The organism is Rugamonas sp. DEMB1 (genome assembly GCF_029834475.1).
Classification (GTDB): Bacteria; Pseudomonadota; Gammaproteobacteria; order Burkholderiales; family Burkholderiaceae_D; genus Rugamonas; species Rugamonas rubra.
The window spans coordinates 3,039,321-3,056,448 of record NZ_CP122407.1 but is presented as its reverse complement, the minus strand read 5'-3'; the positions used below and the strand labels follow the sequence as shown (position 1 = coordinate 3,056,448).

At 70.2% G+C, this 17,128-nt stretch carries 14 protein-coding genes and 1 pseudogene; 10 read left to right on the top strand and 5 right to left on the bottom strand.

Features of this window, described 5'->3' with window-relative positions:
• Positions 1-5: 5 nt before the first annotated feature.
• Entirely contained in the window at positions 6-2,063 is a 2,058-nt protein-coding gene (locus QC826_RS13805) for a TonB-dependent receptor plug domain-containing protein (protein WP_279766098.1), read from the bottom strand.
• Positions 2,064-2,301: 238 nt separating this feature from the next.
• Here QC826_RS13805 and QC826_RS13800 point away from each other — a divergent pair, with 238 nt between their 5' ends.
• From QC826_RS13800 to QC826_RS13775, 6 genes are read left to right on the top strand one after another with little or no spacing between them, the layout of a single operon-like run.
• On the top strand, positions 2,302-2,856 hold the full coding sequence (locus QC826_RS13800; protein ID WP_279766097.1) for a YfiR family protein: 555 nt from the start codon (positions 2,302-2,304) through the stop codon (positions 2,854-2,856).
• A gap of 9 nt (positions 2,857-2,865) precedes the next feature.
• Positions 2,866-3,864, top strand: a complete 999-nt coding sequence (locus tag QC826_RS13795) for a CHASE sensor domain-containing protein (protein WP_279766096.1) — start codon at positions 2,866-2,868, stop codon at positions 3,862-3,864.
• Positions 3,834-3,956 (top strand): hypothetical protein, encoded by a 123-nt coding sequence (locus QC826_RS13790; RefSeq protein ID WP_279766094.1) that lies wholly within the window; start codon positions 3,834-3,836, stop codon positions 3,954-3,956. The genes QC826_RS13795 and QC826_RS13790 overlap by 31 nt, the downstream gene beginning before the upstream one ends.
• Positions 3,923-5,446: a response regulator gene (locus tag QC826_RS13785; RefSeq protein WP_279766093.1), complete on the top strand. Its 1,524-nt coding sequence runs from the start codon at positions 3,923-3,925 to the stop codon at positions 5,444-5,446. Before QC826_RS13790 ends, QC826_RS13785 begins: the two co-directional genes overlap by 34 nt.
• Entirely contained in the window at positions 5,386-5,622 is a 237-nt protein-coding gene (locus QC826_RS13780) for an Hpt domain-containing protein (RefSeq protein WP_279766092.1), read from the top strand. The genes QC826_RS13785 and QC826_RS13780 overlap by 61 nt, the downstream gene beginning before the upstream one ends.
• Positions 5,619-7,763, top strand: a complete 2,145-nt coding sequence (locus QC826_RS13775) for a putative bifunctional diguanylate cyclase/phosphodiesterase (RefSeq protein ID WP_279766091.1) — start codon at positions 5,619-5,621, stop codon at positions 7,761-7,763. Before QC826_RS13780 ends, QC826_RS13775 begins: the two co-directional genes overlap by 4 nt.
• Positions 7,764-7,792: 29 nt before the next feature.
• Here the strand turns inward: QC826_RS13775 and QC826_RS13770 are convergent, their stop codons facing one another.
• The 3 genes from QC826_RS13770 to QC826_RS13760 form a co-directional block, all read right to left on the bottom strand.
• Positions 7,793-8,179 (bottom strand): helix-turn-helix transcriptional regulator, encoded by a 387-nt coding sequence (locus tag QC826_RS13770; protein ID WP_279766090.1) that lies wholly within the window; start codon positions 8,177-8,179, stop codon positions 7,793-7,795.
• The gene (locus QC826_RS13765) at positions 8,163-8,669 is read right to left on the bottom strand and encodes an SRPBCC family protein (protein WP_279766089.1); all 507 of its coding nucleotides are present in this window, start codon (positions 8,667-8,669) and stop codon (positions 8,163-8,165) included. Before QC826_RS13765 ends, QC826_RS13770 begins: the two co-directional genes overlap by 17 nt.
• A 93-nt stretch (positions 8,670-8,762) precedes the next feature.
• Positions 8,763-9,665 (bottom strand): LysR family transcriptional regulator, encoded by a 903-nt coding sequence (locus QC826_RS13760; RefSeq protein ID WP_279766088.1) that lies wholly within the window; start codon positions 9,663-9,665, stop codon positions 8,763-8,765.
• Between the two features lie 140 nt (positions 9,666-9,805).
• Here QC826_RS13760 and QC826_RS13755 point away from each other — a divergent pair, with 140 nt between their 5' ends.
• Positions 9,806-11,260 carry an MFS transporter gene (locus QC826_RS13755; protein WP_279766087.1) on the top strand — a complete coding sequence of 485 codons (1,455 nt, stop codon included), beginning with the start codon at positions 9,806-9,808 and terminating at the stop codon, positions 11,258-11,260.
• On the opposite strand, the gene QC826_RS13750 is transcribed toward QC826_RS13755, so the two are convergent.
• Positions 11,257-14,367 (bottom strand): patatin-like phospholipase family protein, encoded by a 3,111-nt coding sequence (locus QC826_RS13750; RefSeq protein ID WP_279766086.1) that lies wholly within the window; start codon positions 14,365-14,367, stop codon positions 11,257-11,259. The genes QC826_RS13755 and QC826_RS13750 overlap by 4 nt on opposite strands.
• 162 nt (positions 14,368-14,529) lie before the next feature.
• Between QC826_RS13750 and QC826_RS13745 the strand changes: the two genes are divergently transcribed.
• The 3 genes and pseudogenes from QC826_RS13745 to QC826_RS13735 all read left to right on the top strand — a co-directional run bounded on the left by QC826_RS13745 (position 14,530) and on the right by QC826_RS13735 (position 17,099).
• On the top strand, positions 14,530-15,138 hold the full coding sequence (locus tag QC826_RS13745; protein WP_409567820.1) for a TetR/AcrR family transcriptional regulator: 609 nt from the start codon (positions 14,530-14,532) through the stop codon (positions 15,136-15,138).
• Between the two features lie 103 nt (positions 15,139-15,241).
• On the top strand, positions 15,242-16,048 hold the full coding sequence (locus QC826_RS13740) for an oxidoreductase (RefSeq protein ID WP_279766085.1): 807 nt from the start codon (positions 15,242-15,244) through the stop codon (positions 16,046-16,048).
• Between the two features lie 45 nt (positions 16,049-16,093).
• Positions 16,094-17,099 (top strand): annotated as a pseudogene (locus QC826_RS13735) (NADP-dependent oxidoreductase).
• Positions 17,100-17,128 lie beyond the last annotated feature (29 nt).

Genomic DNA, 17,128 nt, shown 5'->3' with positions numbered 1-17,128 from the left:
GCCGGCTAGAAATGGTAGCCGTAGCTGAGCACGACGCTGCGCGCCGCGCCGGGCAGGTCGACGCCGCCGTAGCCCGGCTCGGCGTAGCGGCGGTCGCCCAGGTTGGCGACGCGCAGCGCCAGCGCGTGCGGGCCGAAGTCGCGCCGCCAGTTCAGGTCGAGCAGCTGGTAGGCGGCCAGCTGGTAGGGCTTGAGCAGGTTTTCCTGGCTGTTGACCTTGCTGGCGCGGCGCGGCGAGACGTGGCGCGCCGACAGCGCCAGAGCGCCCCAGCGCGGATGCAGGTATTGCCAGCTCAGGCGCAGGGTCAGCCGCGGATAGCTGGCGGTGGGCGCCACCTGCGGCTCCTGCAGGCGCGGCTGGTCCTCGTTGTTGGTGTCGGCCCAGGCGAACTGGGCGCGCACGCGCTGGGCGCCGGCCTGCCACAGCAGCTCGCTCTCCAGTCCGTGGCCCTTCTGCCGGCCGCTGTTCTGCGGCTGCAGGTTGACGCCGGCCGGCAGCAGCTCGGTCTTGTCCTTGACCGTCAGCAGGTAGGCGTTGGCCGACCAGGCCAGCGACGGCGCCAGTTGCCAGTGCAGGCCGACCTCGCCGCTGCGCGAGGTTTCCGGGCGCAGCCGCGGGTTGCCCAGCACCTCGCCCGGATACAGCGGCTGGGCGTACAGCTGCAGCGCCGACGGCGCCTTGTAGGATGTGCCATAAAGCAACTTGTAGGACAGCTCGGCGCCCAGCTCGCCGACCAGCGCCAGGCGGTAGTTGCTGTTGTCGCCGAAGACGGAATGGTGGTCGCGCCGGGCGTTGGCGGTCAGCCCCAGCCAGGACCAGGGGCGCACGCTGTACTGCAGGTAGACGCCGCGCTGGCGCGTGCTGCTGCCGCGCCCGTTGCCGGCCAGCAGCACGCGCTGGCCGCTGGCGAGGTCGACGTTGTAGATGCGCAACTGGCGCTCGCGGTCGTTGCTGGCGTCGACCCCGGCGGCGATGCTCTGGCCGTCCCCCAGCCGGCGCTCGACGTCGACGCTGGCGCTGCGCTCGGAAAAGCCGAAGTCGCGCTGCGGATAGCTGGCGGCGGCGCCCAGGCTGAGCCGTTCGCGGCTGTCCGGGCCGCCGCTGCTGGCGGCCAGGCTGGCGCGCAGCGTCCAGTCGGCCAGGCCGCGGTACTCGTGCATCAGACGGGTGGTGGTCTGCTCGACGGCGAGGCGGTTGCGGTGGCTGAGCGTGCCGAAGTCGAGGAACTCGGCGTCGCTGTCGAGGCGGTAACTGTGCAGCATCAGCTCGGTGTCGCTGTGCGTGCCCTGGTAGCCCAGCTTGGCCAGCAGGGTGCGCGGACGGGCGATATCGTCGCGCGAGACGGCGCCGGCCGCCGCCGCGCGGGCGTACAGCGGCGACGAGCGCGGCAGCTCGAGGCCGCTGCGGTCGGCGTCGGCGGCGGCGGCCGACAGCAGCCAGTGCAGCCGGGGCAGCCGTTCGCTGTGGCCGGCGCTGAACAGGCTCAGGCCGTTGCCGGCGTCCTGGCCGGCGCTGCGCCGCAGCGTCAGGCCGTGCTCGGCGCGGGCGGCGCCGCGGGTGATGATGTTGACCACGCCGAGGAAGGCGTCGGCGCCGTACAGGGCCGAGGCGGGGCCGCGCACCACCTCGATGCGCTCGATCGCCTCCATGGCCAGCAGGGCCGGGCCGAGGAAGTTGCTGGCGTCGGCGCGGAAGGCCATGGTCTGGCCGTCGATCATCACCTTGAGGATGCGCGAATAGGCGCGCACGCCGGCGTTGACGCCGCGCACGCCGACGTTCGGGCTGACGCCGTCGTCGACGCCGTACATGCCCGGCACCTGCAGCAGCGCCTCGGCCACCGAGCGGTAGCCGAACTGGCGGATGTCGTCGGCGGTGACCACCGAGATGATGGCCGGCGCCTCGCGGCTGCCCTGCAGGTGGCGGCTGGCGGTCTCGATGGGCAGGTTGAGCAGCTCCTGCACACTGATGTTGAACAGGTCGTCGGCACCGGCCGCGCCGGCCGGCGCGGCGGCCAGCAGGGCGGCCGCGAGGGGCCAGGCGGCATAGCGGCGGAGTCTGGGCATCGGCACCTCCTGACGGGTGGACATGGGCAAGCGTGGCGGCAAGACGCGCCGGCGCCGCGCCCGGCCGGCGTGCGGCCGCTGGCAGGCCGGGGGCGCCATCTGGCCGATGGTAGACCAGTTTCGGCCGGCCGTGTCGGGTTTTGCATTTTGTTCACACCTGCTGGCATGCAGCCACTTTCCCGGCGGAACTGGTCTATACTTTGTCGGATTCCAGCACGCCAGGCCAGCCGCCACCGCCATGCAGAAGACAGACCGCCAACTGCGTTCAGGCCAGTGCCGCCGGCGGCGCAGCGGGGCACTGTTGCTGGCGCTGTTGGCCGTCTGGGCGCCGGGGCTGGCGGCGCAGGGCGTGGCCGCCACCGCCGAGGTGAAGGCGGCGCTGGTCTACAATTTCCTCAAGTTCACCGAATGGCCGGGCGACGCCGCCGGTCCGCTGGTGTTGTGCGTGGTCAACCCCGACCGCCGCACCGAGGCCGCCTTCGCCGCCGTGCACGGCCGCACCATCGAGCAGCGCGCCATCCAGGTGCGCACCCTGGCGGCGGCCGACAGCGCGGCGCGCTGCCACCTGTTGTATATCCACGACGGCGGCGGCCGCGAACTGCAACAGCTCGGCGCCGGCCAGCCGGCGCTGCTGACGGTGGGCGACCGCGACAACTTCGTCGACGCCGGCGGCGCCATCGGCCTGGTCGAGCTGGACGGCCGCATGCAGTTCAAGGTCAACCTCGAGGTGATGCGGCGCGGCAGCTACAAGGTCAGCGCCCAGTTGCTCAAGCTGGCGATCAACAACCGATAGGACGGCGCGATGACGATCTGGCGACAACTGCTGCTGCGACACAAGATCACCGCGATGGTGGTGGCGGCCTGCGCGCTGGCCCTGGTGTTGTTCGAGCTGGTGTTTCTCAGCATCCAGTTCGCCACCCTGCGCAGCCAGGCCCAGCGCTCGCTCAGCAGCCTGGCCGAGACGGTGGCCATCAACAGCGCCGCCGCGCTGACCTTCGACGACCGCCAGTCCGGCCTGCAGACGCTGGAGTCGCTGAAGGCGGTGCCCGAGGTGGCGCGCGCCAGCATCGTGGCGGCCGACGGCCGCGAGTTCGCCGCCTACCACGGCGGCGGCGCCGCCGCCGACACCGCCGCCGGCACCCTGGCGGCGCGCGCGCCCATCGTCAACCGGGGCGCGACCATCGGCCGGGTCGAGTTGCTGGCTTCGCTGGCCCAGTTGCGCCAGGCGCAGTTCCAGGCGATGTTGCTGGCCGGCGGCCTCGGCCTGGGCGCCCTGGCGCTGGTGTCGGCGCTGGCCTGGCTGGCCGCCAGGCGGCTCAGCGCGCCGCTGCTGCGCCTGTCCGAACTGGCCAACCAGGTCGGCCGCCAGGCCGACTACGCGCTGCGCGCCACGCCGGGCGAGGGGCGCGACGAGGCGGTGCAACTGGCGCTGCGCTTCAACGACATGCTGGCCCAGATCGAGGCCCGCGAGGCCGAGCTGGCCGGCCACCGCGAGCACCTGGAGGAGGAGGTGGCGCGCCGCACGGCCGACCTGGTGCGGGCGCGCGACGCCGCCGAGGCCGCCAACCGCGCCAAGAGCGAGTTCCTGGCCATGATGAGCCACGAGATCCGCACCCCGCTGAACGGCGTGATCGGCATGACCGACCTGCTCGGCAACACCGGCCTCGACGAGGGCCAGCGCCGCTACGTGCGCATCGTGCGCCGCTCCGGCGAAGGCTGCTGGCCATCCTCAACGACATCCTCGACTTCTCCAAGATCGAGGCCGGCAAGATGGAGCTGGAGCAGGCCGTGTTCAGCCTGACGCTGCTGCTGGAGAACATCGCCGAGCGCTTCGCCCCGCTGGCCCACGGCAAGGGCTGGTGCTGCACCTGCGCCCGCCGACGCGTCCGCTGATGCTGCGCGGCGACAGCAAGCGCCTCGGCCAGGTGCTGACCAACCTGGTGGCCAACGCCATCAAGTTCACCGAGCGCGGCCAGGTGGTGCTGCGCGCCGAGCTGCTGGCCGAGACGGCCGGGCGCTACACTTTGCGCTTCACCGTCAGCGACAGCGGCATCGGCATCGCGCCCGAGCAGCTGGCGGCGCTGTTCCAGGCCTTCAGCCAGGCCGACAGCTCGACCACCCGGCGCTACGGCGGCACCGGCCTGGGCCTGGCCATCTCGCAGCGCCTGGCCGGCCTGATGGGCGGCCGCATCGAGGTGCTCAGCACGCCCGGCGGCGGCAGCGACTTCCACTTCACGCTCGAGCTGGCCGGCGCCGGCCCGGCGGCCGAGCCTCGGCCCGACGCCATGCTCGAGGCGATGGGCGTGCTGGTGGTCGACGACAACCAGATCAATCTGGAGATCCTCACCGAGCAGCTGCGCTCCTGGCATTGCCGGGTGGTGCAGGCGGGCGACGTGGCGGCCGCCATGGCGCTGCTGCAGCGGCCCGAGCACGGCTTCGAGCTGGTGCTGACCGACATGATGATGCCCGACGAGGACGGCCACGGCCTGCTGGCCCGGCTGCGCGCCGAGCCGATGCTGGCGGCGCTGCCGGTGATCATGCTCAGCTCGGCGGGCGACGCCGGCCCGGGCGAGCCGGACGGCCCGCTGCGCCTGGTGCTGAGCAAGCCGGTGCGCCAGTCCGAGCTGTACAACGCGCTGTGCGCCGCGCTGCGCAAGAGCGCGCCGGGCGGCACGCCGGCGGCGCCACGGCCGGCGCGCCGGCTCGGCGGGCGCGTGCTGCTGGCCGAGGACAACCTGACCAACCAGGAGGTGGCGCTGGCGATGCTGAAGAACCTCGGCGTGGCCTGCGAGGTGGCGGCCAACGGGCTCGACGTGATCGCCCTGCTCGAGCGCGAGCGCTTCGACTTGATCCTGATGGACTGCCAGATGCCGCAGATGGACGGCTACCAGGCCACGGCGGCGATCCGCGCCGGCGAGCGCGGCGGCCGCCTGCCGATCGTCGCGCTGACCGCCAACGCCATCGCCGGCGACCGTCAGCGCTGCTTCGACGCCGGCATGGACGAATACCTGGCCAAACCCTTCACCCAGGACCAGCTGGGCGACCTGCTGGCGCGCTGGCTGCCGCTGCGCCCGGCGTCCGGCGCGCGCGCCGGCACTGGGGCCGCAACCGGAACCGGTGGCGGCGGCACCGGCGCGGCGGCCGCGGCCGGGGGCGGCATCGGAGCAGGGACCGATCCGTGGCGGCGGCGGCAAGCGGCGCCGGCGCCGGCGCGGCCAGCATCGACGCCGGCGCCATCGACACCATCCGCCGGCTGCGCCCCGGCCTGCTGCCGCGCGTGCTCGACGCCTGGCTGTTGGAGTCGCCCGGCCTGCTGCGCGACATGCAGGCCGCCGTCGACGGCGGCGACCACGCCGCCCTGGTGCGCGGCGCCCACTCGCTGAAGAACGGCTCGGCCAACGTCGGCGCGCGCCAACTGGCGCAGCTGTGCGTCGAACTCGAGCAGCGCGGCCGCAACGGCCAGACCGAGCAGATCGGCGAGGCCATGGCCGCCGCCGGCCTGGCCTTCGCCCGCGCGCAGGGCGAGCTGCGCGCGCTGCGCGAAGGGGAGCCGGCATGAGGCGCACGGCGCCGGCGGCGCGCCAGCGGCCGCTGATCCTGATCGTCGAGGACGAGCTGGCGGCCCGCCTGCTGATGCGCGCGACGCTGGAGGAGGGCGGCTTCGACGTGGTCGAGGCCGACGGCGTGGCGCAGGCGCTGGCGCAGTTCCAACTGGCCCAGCCGGACCTGCTGCTGCTCGACGTGATGCTGCCCGACGGCGACGGCGTGGCGCTGTGCGCGCGCCTGCGCACCCTGCCCGGCGGCGACGTGCCGATCGCCATGGTCACCGGCCTCAACGACGCCGAGGCCATCCTGCTGGCCTACCAGTCCGGCGCCACCGACTTCATCGCCAAGCCGATCAGCTGGGACACCATGGCCTACCGCATCCGCTACATGCTGCGGGCGCGCCAGGCCCTGCTCGACCTGTCGCACAGCGAGCGCGAGACGCGCCTGGCGGCCAAGGTGTTCGACGCCTGCAACGAGGCGATCATGATCACCGACGGCGCCAACCGCATCGTCTCGGTCAACCCGGTGTTCGCCAGCACCACCGGCTACGCCGCCGGGCAGCTGCTCGGCCGCGACCCGCGCATCCTGGCCGACGGCGCCGCCGCGCGGCGCCATTTCGGCGCCATGTGGACGGCCTTGCGCCAGGGCGGCAGCGGGCAGGGCGAGCTGGCCTGCCGGCGCCGCGACGGCGCCGCCTATCCGGCCTGGTTCTCGCTGAGCCTGCTGCGCGACGCCGACGGCCGGCCCGAGCACCACATCGCCATCTTCTCCGACATCAGCGCGCGCAAGGAACAGGAGCGGCGCATCGCCCACCTGGCCTACCACGACGAGCTGACCGGCCTGGCCAACCGCGCCCTGCTGGCCGACCACGCCGGGCTGGCGATCGCCAAGGCCAGGCGCGAGCAGGGCACGCTGTCGCTGCTGTTCGTCGACATCGACCGCTTCAAGAACATCAACGACTCGCTCGGCCACAGCGCCGGCGACGAGCTGCTGCGCCAGGTGGCCGGCCGCCTGCGCGGCGTGGTGCGCGCCTGCGACACGGTCAGCCGCATGGGCGGCGACGAGTTCGTCATGCTGTGCCCCGGCGCCGCCGACAACGGCCAGCTGGCGCTGCGCGCCGACGCCATCCTGCGCGAGCTGGCGCGCCCCTTCGAGATCTTCGGCATGGCCCTGCACGTCAGCGCCAGCATGGGCGTGGCCCGCTTCCCGGCCGACGGCGCGACCTTCGAGCTGTTGATACGCAACGCCGACGCCGCCATGTACCGCGCCAAGGAAAGCGGCCGCAACACCTTCCAGTTCTACACGCCCGACCTCAGCGTCAACGTGCTCGAGCGCCTGCAACTGGAGATGGACCTGCGCCGCGCCCTGGCCCGGCAGGAGTTCGTGCTGTACTTCCAGCCCAAGCTGGACGCGGTCAGCGGCGCGCTGACCGGCGCCGAGGCGCTGATCCGCTGGCGCGACCCGCGGCACGGCCTGATTCCGCCCAACCGCTTCATCCCGGTGGCCGAGGAGGCCGGCCTGATCGAGCAGATCGGCCAATGGGTGCTCAGCGAGGCCTGCCGCCAGCTGCTGCGCTGGCAGGCGCTGGGCGTGGCCGGGCTGAGCCTGGCGGTCAACGTCTCGGCGCGCCAGTTCAAGCAGGCCGACTTCGTCGCCTCGACCGAGGCGCTGGTGCGCGCCGGCGGCGTGGCGCCGGCGCTGATCGAGCTGGAGCTGACCGAGAGCATGCTGATGAGCGACGCCGGCCAGACCGCCGAGAAACTCCACGAGCTCAAGGCGCTGGGCTTCTCCATCGCCATCGACGACTTCGGCACCGGCTTCTCCAGCCTGCACTACCTGCGCCACTTCCCGGTCGACGTGCTGAAGATCGACCAGTCCTTCGTGCGCGAAATGTTCGACGACGCGGCGGCGCTGGCCATCATCGACGCCGTCATCGCGCTGGCCAACGCGCTGGGCATGGGCTCGGTGGCCGAGGGCGTCGAGACCGAGGCGCAGCGCGCCACCTTGCGCGAGCACGGCTGCCGCACGGTGCAGGGCTATCTGATCGCGCGGCCGATGCCGTCCGACGAGTTCGTCGACTGGGCGCGCGCCTACCGCGCCGGCCTGGCCGCCGACGCGCAAGCCGACGCCGACGTGGACCAGCCGCAGGACTAGTGCGCCCGGCCGGGCGAGTCGTACCCGGATTAGTCGTTCTTCTCGACGAAACTCTTGATGCGCGACAGTGCCCGCTCCCACTCGCGGCCGATCGCCTCCAGGGCGAGCCTGGCCTCGTCGAGGCGGGCCGGCTGCAATTGCCACAGGCGTTCGCGGCCGATTTTAACGTCGCGCACGATGCCCGCCTCGGCCAGCACGCCCAGGTGTTTGGTGACGCCCTGGCGGCTGAGCGCGGTGTTCTGGGTCAAATGGGCGATCGAGTAGGCGCCGCCGGCGCACAACTCGCCCACCAGCTTCAGGCGCGTCGGGTCGCCCAGGGCGGCGAACACGTCGGCCAGCGACTGCCCGGCGACGACCGTGGTCGCCGCCGGGCCGCCGGCCCCGGGCCGGGCCGCCTGGCTAGTTGCTGCCGGCATAGCGCGCCACGTTGTCCAGCTGGGCGGTCCAACCCCGGCCGTGCATCTCGAAGGCCTCGCTGCGGCGCTGCGCCGGCACCTTGTCAAAGCCGGACTCGACCACCGTCAGCAGGACGGCGCTGCCCGGCGCGTCCTGCAGCGTGAAGGTCACCAGGGTCGGCGTCTCCTTTGAATAGTCGACGGCCTTGTCGAAGGCGTAGGGATGCCAGTGGAACGAGAACAGGTTCTGCGGCTCGACGCGCTCGACGACGACGTCGAAAAACTTCTCCGTGTGGCCGGGGATGGTCATCTGGCCGCGCGCGCGCCGGCCCGGCTGGAATTGTTGGCCGCCCAGGTCGGCGCCGAACCAGGCGCCGAACTCGTCGGCGCTGGACAAGGCCCGCCAGACGCGCTCGCGCGAGGCCTTGATGAGGATGCTGCGTTCGATGCGGTCGGTGCTCGAGGTGCTCGCCGAACCGGTCTGCGTTGCGCTGCTCGATAGTGTAGTCATGTTGCTGCACTCCTTTCCACTGGCTAATTTAAGCAACCATTTGGCTGCTTGTTTATTATGTACCGTCCCCGGAGAAATGCAACCATTCGGATGCTATTTATTTTGCGCCGCCGCGCAGCTTTGCAGGACCAGGCCGCGCAACCAGCTGTGTGCCGGGTCGGCGTCCATTCTTGGGTGCCACAGCATGGACACGGTGAACTCCTCCACCGTGAAGGGTAGCGCGAAGCTATGCAGGCCGGCGCGCAGATTGCCGCTGTGGCGTTCCGGCACCGTGGCGATCAGGTCGGAGGCGCGCGCCAGCGCCAGCGCGCTGGAAAAACCGGCGACGATGCCGGCGATTTGCCGTTCCAGCCCCAGCGTGCGCAACACGTCGTCGATCGGCCCGCCGGCCAGCCCCTGGCGCGAGACGTTGATGTGTCGGCCCGCCGCGTAGAGGGCTGGCGTGATCCCGCCCCGGCTCAGGGCGTGCCCCTCGCGCACCACGCCGATGAAGCGGTCGCGGAACAGGGCGCGGCAGCGCACCTCCGGCCCGGTCGCCTTGCCGACCACGCCGGTCTCCAGGTCGACGCTGCCGTCGCGCAGCGAGGCGCTTTCCTTGTTGTCCTTTTGCAGGAAGCACAGCCGCACACCGGGCGCCTCGGCGGCGACACGGGCGATCAGGTCGGCGCCGAAGTTCTCCACAAAGCCTTCGCGGCTGCGCAGCGTGAAGGTGCGCACCAGTTGCTTGAGCTTGAGCACGTCGGCCGGCCGCAGCGCCGCCTCGGCGTCCTGCACCAGCTGGCCGACGCGGGCGCGCAGCTCGAGCGCGCGCGGCGTGGGCACCAGGCCGCGTCCGGCGCGCACCAGCAGGGGATCGCCGGTGGTCTCGCGCAGGCGCGCCAGGGCGCGGCTCATGGCCGACGGGCTCAGCCGCAAGCGGCGGGCGGCGCCGGCCACGCTGCCCTCGGCGAGCAGCGCGTCCAAGGTGATGAGTAAGTTGAGGTCGGGGATGGCCATGGCTTGAGTTTAACGCAACTGAAGTTTGGCATGGCGTTTGACGCATGAACAAAGTGCAAATGCTGCGTCTTCCGCCATGTAAAACACTGGCGTAAGGTTCGCTGAGCTCCATGTGGAGAGCTATTCAAGCAGTGGAGGGTATGTTGAAAACTATTCATGCAAAACCGGAGGGCGTGGCCGCCGGGCCGGCGCGGCTAGCCGCCTCGGTGCGCTGGGCGCTGGCCGCGCTGGCGCTGTCGATGTTGCTGTCGTCGCTGGGCACCAGCATCGCCAATGTCGCCCTGCCGACGCTGGCATTGGCCTTTCACGCCTCCTTCCAGCAAGTGCAGTGGATCGTGCTGGCCTATCTGCTCGCCATCACCAGCCTGGTCGTCAGCGTCGGGCGCTTGGGCGACCTGGTCGGCCGGCGCCGCCTGCTGCTGGGCGGCATCGCTCTGTTCACGCTGGCCTCGGCGCTGTGCGCCCTGGCCCCCACGCTCGGCCTGTTGATCGGCGCCCGCGCGCTGCAGGGCCTGGGAGCCGCCGCCATGATGGCGCTGACCATGGCGTTTGTCGCCGAGACGGTGCCGAAGGCGCGCACCGGCAGCGCGATGGGCCTGCTCGGCACCATGTCCGCCGTCGGCACGGCGCTCGGGCCGACGCTGGGCGGCGTGCTGATCGCCGCGCTCGGCTGGCCGGCGGTGTTTTTAGTCAATGTCCCGCTGGGTCTGGTGGCGCTGCTGCTGGCCTACCGCTTCCTGCCGGCGGACCGCCGGGAGCGGGGCGCCGCGCGGCCGCGCTTCGACCATCTGGGCACCCTGTTGCTGGCCCTGAGCTTGGCGGCCTACGCCCTGGCCGTGACGACCGGACGCGGCGGCTTCGGCCGGCTCAACCTGGCGCTGCTGTTGATGGCCATCGTCGGCGCCGGCGTGTTCGTTCTGGCCGAGGGCAGGGCCGCCGCGCCGCTGGTGCGCCCGGCGCTGTTCCGCAATCCCTTGCTCAGCGCCGGCTTCGCCATGAGCGCGCTGGTCACCACCGTGGTGATGGCGACGCTGGTGGTCGGTCCCTTCTACCTGTCCGGCGCGCTGGCGCTCGACGCCGCCCGGCTCGGCCTGGTGATGTCGTCCGGCCCGATCGTCGCCGCGCTGGTCGGTGTGCCGGCCGGCCGTCTGGTGGACCGCTTCGGCGCGCAGCGTATGAGCGTGCTCGGGCTGCTCGGCATGCTGGCCGGCTGCGCCGCGCTGCCGCTGGTGTCCGCCGGCGCCGGTGTGCCAGGCTACGTCGTGCCTCTGGTGGTACTCACCGCCGGCTATGCCTTGTTCCAGGCGGCTAACAACACCGCCGTCATGACGACGGTGCCGGCCGATCAGCGCGGCGTGATCGCCGGCCTGCTGAGTTTGTCGCGCAACCTCGGCCTGGTCACCGGCGCGGCGGTGATGGGCGCCGTGTTCGCCTTCGGCGCGGCAACGGCGAACACGGCGGCGGCGGCGGCGGGGCCGGTGGCCGTGGTGGCCGGCATGCGCTTGACCTTCTGCGTCGCCGCCGTGTTGATCGCCGGCGCCCTGGCCATTGCGCTGCTGAGCCAGGCGCTGGCGCGCCGCGCCGCTGCTGCCTAGCTAGCTAGCCGTCGGAGGCGCGGCGCTGGTCCACGCGGCGGTCCGTCATCGGCACCACATTGCTGGTTTTTTGCGCCGGCGGCACCGGCGCCGGCTGGCTCAGCAGGCGGCAGATGTAGCTGATGCGCCATTTCCGCCGCGCGCCCTGCCAGCGCGGATGGGCCGACTTGGCGGCCACCTGGCGCAGCGCGCCCAGCGCGATCTGGTAGCCGAGCGAGCGGTAGCTCTCGAACTGGTCCTCGTCGAACCACTGGTCGGCCGTGCTCTGGTGCGGGAACTCGGGGTGCGTCTTGCTGTAGTTGAAGATGTCGGCGTTCTCGCCGCCGACGATGGTCGGTTTGATGTACAGCAGCACGCCGTCGCGCGCCTTGCCGTCGGCCTGCTTGTAGTGGACGCGGCCGCTGACGCAGCTGGCGCCGAAGGTGTCGCCGTCGCCGACCTTGCGGATCTTGCGCGCGTCGAGGGTGATGGCGACGTTCATGTCGGTCGCGCACTTGCGGATAGCGTTGCCCAGGCTCCTCGAAGTTCTGCTTGTCGTCGCAGCCGGCGTCGACCACCACGATCAGCTTGCAGCGCCGCCGCACCAGCTCGTACAGGGCCAGGTTCTCGAAGTGCCCGCCGTCGGACAGGTAGAGGAAGTCGGCCTCGGCGTCGGTCATGCCGAACAACTCGGACAGGATGCAGAACAGGCCGATCGGCGGCGACGACTGCTGCCAGCTCTTTTCCTTCATCGGATTCGGCGACCAGCGGCCCAGCCGCAGGTTGAACAAGGTCATCAGGAAGGTCAGCGGCGGCGACGAATGGTAGCCCATGTTGGGGCTGGCCGCCGCGCCGGAGACGGCCACGGCCGTGCCAAGCTTGACGACCGTGTCGTCGTCCTTGAGGATGGTCGAGGTGGCGGCATAGCTGGCGGTGGGCCGGAAGGCGCCGCGTTGCGGGCACACGGCGGCCCGGTCGGCGCCGCGCATGGCCGGCATTTCGAAGCCGCAAAACGCCGGCGTGAAGCAGAAATTGGCCGCCTTGCGGGTCTGCCAGGCCAGCTCCTTGCCGTTGACCAGGTTGATGGCGGCGCTGATCAGGTGGTAGGGCCGCTGCAGCTTGGCCCTGGCCGGGGCCGTGCCCGCCGCCCCCGGCATGGGCGCGGCGCCACCCTGGCGCAACAGCGATTCCAGCGGCGGATCGTCGTTGGGGTCGAAGCCGGTGAAGGGATGGGGGCAGCGGCTGGGGCTGCTGGCGCCGAAATAGGCGCGCACCAGGCGCATGCGGTACATCATGTACAAGGAGAACTTGTTGATGTCGACCCGCCAACCGAGGATCAGCGCGACGGCCAGCAGCTTGAGGAAGAGGGCGCCGACGGCGACGATGCCGACCTTGCTGCTGGCGGCCAGATAGCTGTCGAAGTAGGCCACCAGGCCCGACTTGGCCAGCTTCAACACCGGCAGCTCGGCGACCACGTATTGCAGCCCCGTCGTCAACGCGGCGATGGCCAGCAGGCTGAAGGCGTAGGGCGCGACCTGCGCCACCAGATCGAGCTTGGTGCCAGCGCCGGCCTTGCCGGTGGCCTTGTCGCTGCCCGATTTCAGGCCGAAGAAGGTCACCGCCGAGGTCAGCGCGGCGCCCAGCGTGGTGCTCGCGGCGTAGTGTTGGTAGGCCCAGTCCAGCAGCGGCGGCAGATAGAAGGCGCAGACGAACAGCGCCAGCCAAGCGATGGCGAAGATGAAGGTCCAGGCGCCTTGGCGCGCCCACCATTCGCGGCTCTGGTCGAGGTACATGCGGCCGATCAGGCCTATCATCAGCGTGATGGTGACGGCGAACAAGCCCAGCATCAAGGGCATGCCCAGGCAGGCCAGTTGCACGGCGTCGAAACTGGCGAACGACGAATGGCTGGCCAGCGACAAGCCCTTCAACAGCAGCACCGTGCCCACCGCCAGCGCGCCCAGCGCGCAGAGCAGATGGCCGAGCTCCTCCATCAGCATTTTACGCTGCGGGCCGTGGCGCGGCGCGGGCGTTGCCACCGCTGCGGCCTTGTCGTCGCGGCGGTTGAGCAACTGCGCCGCGCCCCAGCCCAGCGACCAAGCCAGGAAGTACACCGCGCCCGGCAGCAGCAGCCAATGGTAGGGATAGGCGCTCAGCGAGTCGGGAATGGCATCCCAAAAGCGCACCAGCTCGGCGCGCTTCTCCCACACGGCCAGGCTGCCGAGGAAGCCGGACAGCATCAAGGGCAGGCAGATGTACAGCAGGATCTTGCCCTGCGTCTGGCCGAGCCAGCCGGCGCCCACCTTCGGCCCCTTGCGCGAGATGCTCAGCGCGATGAAGGCGACCGCCGCCAGGAACAGCCCGGCGGCATACGGCCAGGCGTCGGCCGTCGGCGTAGCCATTTCGCTGCGCACGCCCGACACCACCATGCGCGGCAACAGGAACAGCGCCGCCAACCAGGCCACCAGCATGGTCAGGTTGAGCAGCGTGTTGCGGGCGTAGGTGCAGATCAGGGTCCAGGTGTCGGCGCTGAACAGCCCCGTTTTCGGCGTCAGATAGTTGCTGTACTGGCGCAGGAACTGCACCGGCGCCGGCTCGCTGCGCGGCCGCCGCTTGTCGTTGGCGGCCACCAGCTCCTCCTCGACCGCCTCGACGCTGCCGCCTTTCTCCTTGATCCACTTGGACAGCCAGCCACCGATGTAGCCGCCGCCGGAGACGGTCGACAGGTAGTCGAAGTCGCGCAGCAGGCGCATTTCCGCCAGCGCCTGCAGCACGCCCAGGTTGAAGGTGGCGCTGCGGATGCCGCCGCCGGAGAACGCCAGCCCGGCCAGTTTTTGTTGGTGGGCGCGCTGGTTGACCTCGGCCAGGCTGACCGGCCGGGTGGCGTCCGGCACGCCGTCGGCCAGGGCGTCGAGCTCGAACTGGAAGACTTCGCTGAACACGCTGCCGGCCTTGCCGTTGAGCGCCCGCCACAGCTCCTCGTCGGACAGCTTGCGGCCAGGGCTGAAGGCCTGGCGCGCCCGGTCGAAGTCCTTGCTGGCGTCGAAGCCCAGGCTGTCGAGCTTGCGGGTCAGGTTTCCTCGTAACTCATCGGCGCGGCTGGGCGCGCTGGCATCGACATCGGCAGGCATGTTTCCTCCGGCTGTGGGCGTTCGCTGGCAAGGTGCGGCAGTTCTCCAATATAGACAGTTTTATACCGGGAAAGATCACACATTGTTGCGCAGAGATGCCCCTCCTCAAGCAAGCGGCATTCATTTCCGATGCGGTGGCGGCACCCCGCTTGGAAATGGTATATGATGCCCATCATGAAATCGACATCCAGCAAGCCGACCGCCCCGAGCCGCAAGGAAGCCAGCCATGAACGCATAGTGGAAGTGGCGGCCCGCGCCATCCGCCGCAGCGGCTACGGCGGCACCGGCGTGGCCGACATCATGAAGGAGGCCGGCCTGACCCACGGTGGCTTCTACGCCCACTTCGACTCGCGCGACGCTTTGTTGGCCGAGGCCGGCGACCGCGCCGGCGCCGAATCGGTGGCCCTGGCGGCGCGGGTGGCGGCCGCCGCGCCGGCCGGCCAAGCCTTGCAGGCCATCATGCAGGCCTACTTGTCGCCGGAACATATAGCGACCATCGAGACCGGCTGTCCGGTCGCCGCGCTGGGTTCGGAAATGCCGCGCCAGGCGCCGGAGGTGCGCCGCGCCGCCACCATCCACATCAAGGAAATGATCGATCTGTTCGCCCGCCAACTGCCCGATTGGGGCCAGCCACAGGCGCACGAGCACGCGATGGCACTGGTCTGTGCTTTGATCGGCACCACCATGATGGCGCGCGCCGTCGACGACCCCAATTTATCCGGCGCCCTGTGCGCGGCCACGCTGAAACAATTTACCCCGGCTGTCGTTTGAGGCGAGCCGGGGCCTTGCTTCTTTTTGCCTTAAAATATGATAATCGTCATATTGCGAGCGACCAACCGGCGCGCGGCGTCTGCACCAACTGAAAGGAAATGCCATGAATAGCAAGATCGCACTGGTCACCGGCGCCTCGTCCGGCATCGGAGAAGCCACCGCGCAGCGGCTGACGCAAGCCGGCTTCAAGGTCTACGGCAGCAGCCGGCGTGGCGAACCGGCCGGCAGCCGAGGCTACCAGATGCTGCCATTGGACGTGACCAACGACGCCTCGGTGCAGGCCGCCGTGGATTCCGTGATGCTGCTGGAAGGGCGCATCGACTTGCTGGTGAACAACGCCGGCTTCGGCGTCGCCCCGGCGGGGGCGGAGGAGAGCTCGATCGAACAGGCCCAGTCCATTTTCGACACGAACTTCTTCGGGACGGTGCGCATGACGCGCGCGGTGTTGCCGCACATGCGGGCGAGCGGCGGGGGCCGCATCATCAACATCGGCTCCGTGCTCGGCTTTCTACCGATGCCTTACGGCGCGCTGTACGCCGCCACCAAGCACGCCATCGGAGGCTATACGGAGTCATTGGACCACGAGTTGCGCAATTGGGGCATCCGCGCGGTGCTTATCGAACCGGCCTACACCAAGACGCCGTTCGACGCCAATATGCTCGAAGCGGACGCCAAACTCGACGCCTACCACGAGGTAAGAAACGCGGTGACCCGCCGCTTGCGGGAAGTGATGCTGGCTGCGGCCGGGCCGGAGGTGGTGGCCGAGGCGGTGTTGAAAGCGGCGCTGGCACACAGCCCCAAACTGCGCTACACGCCAGGTGGACTGGCCGCGCGCCTGCGTCTGCTGCGCACCTTCGCGCCGGCCGGCGTGATGGATGCCGGCATGCGCAAGGATCTGCGCCTTGCATAGACTCGAACAGCGGGCGAATTTAAACAAAAATTAAAGAAGGTCATCATGAAAGCACTTGTCTTGAAACGTTACGGCGGCGCCCAGCATATCGAATTCGCCGACATTCCCCGGCCCACGATCAAGCCGGACGAAATGCTCGTCCAGGTGCATGCCGCCGGCCTCAATCCCATCGACTACATGATCCCGAAAGGCGCGTTCAAACCGATCCTCAAGCTGAGTCTGCCGGCCACGCTGGGCAGCGACTTGGCCGGTGTGGTGGTGGAGGTCGGCAGCGGCGTGCGCCGGTTCAAGGTCGGCGATGCCGTGTTCGCCAGCATCTTCGATCTGAACGCCGGCTCGCTGGCCGAGTTTGCCGCCGTGCCCGAGCATGCCGCCGCGCTCAAACCGGAAAATCTGGACTTTGTGCAAGCCGCCTCGATTCCCATGGTCGCACTGACCTCCTGGCAAGCGCTGGTCGAGCGCGCCCAGTTGAAGCCGGGGCAGAAGGTGTTTATCCCGGCCGGTTCCGGCGGCATCGGAACCTTCGCCATCCAGTTGGCGAAACACCTGGGCGCGACGGTCGGCACGACCACGAGTAGCGCCAACGTGGATTGGGTGCGCAGGCTAGGCGCCGACGAGGTGGTGGATTACAAAAGGCAGGAATTCGAGCTGTCGCTGCGCGGCTACAACCTTGTGCTGGGCACGGTCAGGGGCGACGGACTCGAAGGCCCTGCGGATCGTCCGGCCCGGGAGCAAGATCGTCTCGCTCATCGGTCCACCGGACGCCGCCTTTGCGCGGGCGCGGGGAATGGGCTTCTTCATGCGCTTGGTGTTCGGCTTGTTGAGCCATAAGATCATCCGTCTGGCGAAACAGCACCAGGCCGGCTACTCGTTTCTGTTCATGCGCCCGGATGGTCGTCAGCTGGCGAAGATAGGCGAACTACTCGCGGCCTCGCACATCCATCCGGTGGTCGACAAGGTGCTTCCGTTCGCTCAAGCGAAGGAGGCACTGGCCTACCTGGAGGCGGGCCGGGCCAAGGGCAAGGTCGTGGTGCGGATGCTGGGCGACTGAGGCCGCGCTGAGCGGCCGCCGTGCCGACG

Coding starts and splice junctions, on each gene's coding strand:
- QC826_RS13805 (WP_279766098.1), bottom strand. CDS start 2,063: ATGCCCAGACTCCGCCGCTATGCCGCCTGGCCCCTCGCGGCCGCCCTG.
- QC826_RS13800 (WP_279766097.1), top strand. CDS start 2,302: ATGCAGAAGACAGACCGCCAACTGCGTTCAGGCCAGTGCCGCCGGCGG.
- QC826_RS13795 (WP_279766096.1), top strand. CDS start 2,866: ATGACGATCTGGCGACAACTGCTGCTGCGACACAAGATCACCGCGATG.
- QC826_RS13790 (WP_279766094.1), top strand. CDS start 3,834: ATGGAGCTGGAGCAGGCCGTGTTCAGCCTGACGCTGCTGCTGGAGAAC.
- QC826_RS13780 (WP_279766092.1), top strand. CDS start 5,386: ATGCAGGCCGCCGTCGACGGCGGCGACCACGCCGCCCTGGTGCGCGGC.
- QC826_RS13775 (WP_279766091.1), top strand. CDS start 5,619: ATGAGGCGCACGGCGCCGGCGGCGCGCCAGCGGCCGCTGATCCTGATC.
- QC826_RS13770 (WP_279766090.1), bottom strand. CDS start 8,179: ATGCCGGCAGCAACTAGCCAGGCGGCCCGGCCCGGGGCCGGCGGCCCG.
- QC826_RS13765 (WP_279766089.1), bottom strand. CDS start 8,669: ATGACTACACTATCGAGCAGCGCAACGCAGACCGGTTCGGCGAGCACC.
- QC826_RS13760 (WP_279766088.1), bottom strand. CDS start 9,665: ATGGCCATCCCCGACCTCAACTTACTCATCACCTTGGACGCGCTGCTC.
- QC826_RS13755 (WP_279766087.1), top strand. CDS start 9,806: ATGTTGAAAACTATTCATGCAAAACCGGAGGGCGTGGCCGCCGGGCCG.
- QC826_RS13750 (WP_279766086.1), bottom strand. CDS start 14,367: ATGCCTGCCGATGTCGATGCCAGCGCGCCCAGCCGCGCCGATGAGTTA.
- QC826_RS13745 (WP_409567820.1), top strand. CDS start 14,530: ATGATGCCCATCATGAAATCGACATCCAGCAAGCCGACCGCCCCGAGC.
- QC826_RS13740 (WP_279766085.1), top strand. CDS start 15,242: ATGAATAGCAAGATCGCACTGGTCACCGGCGCCTCGTCCGGCATCGGA.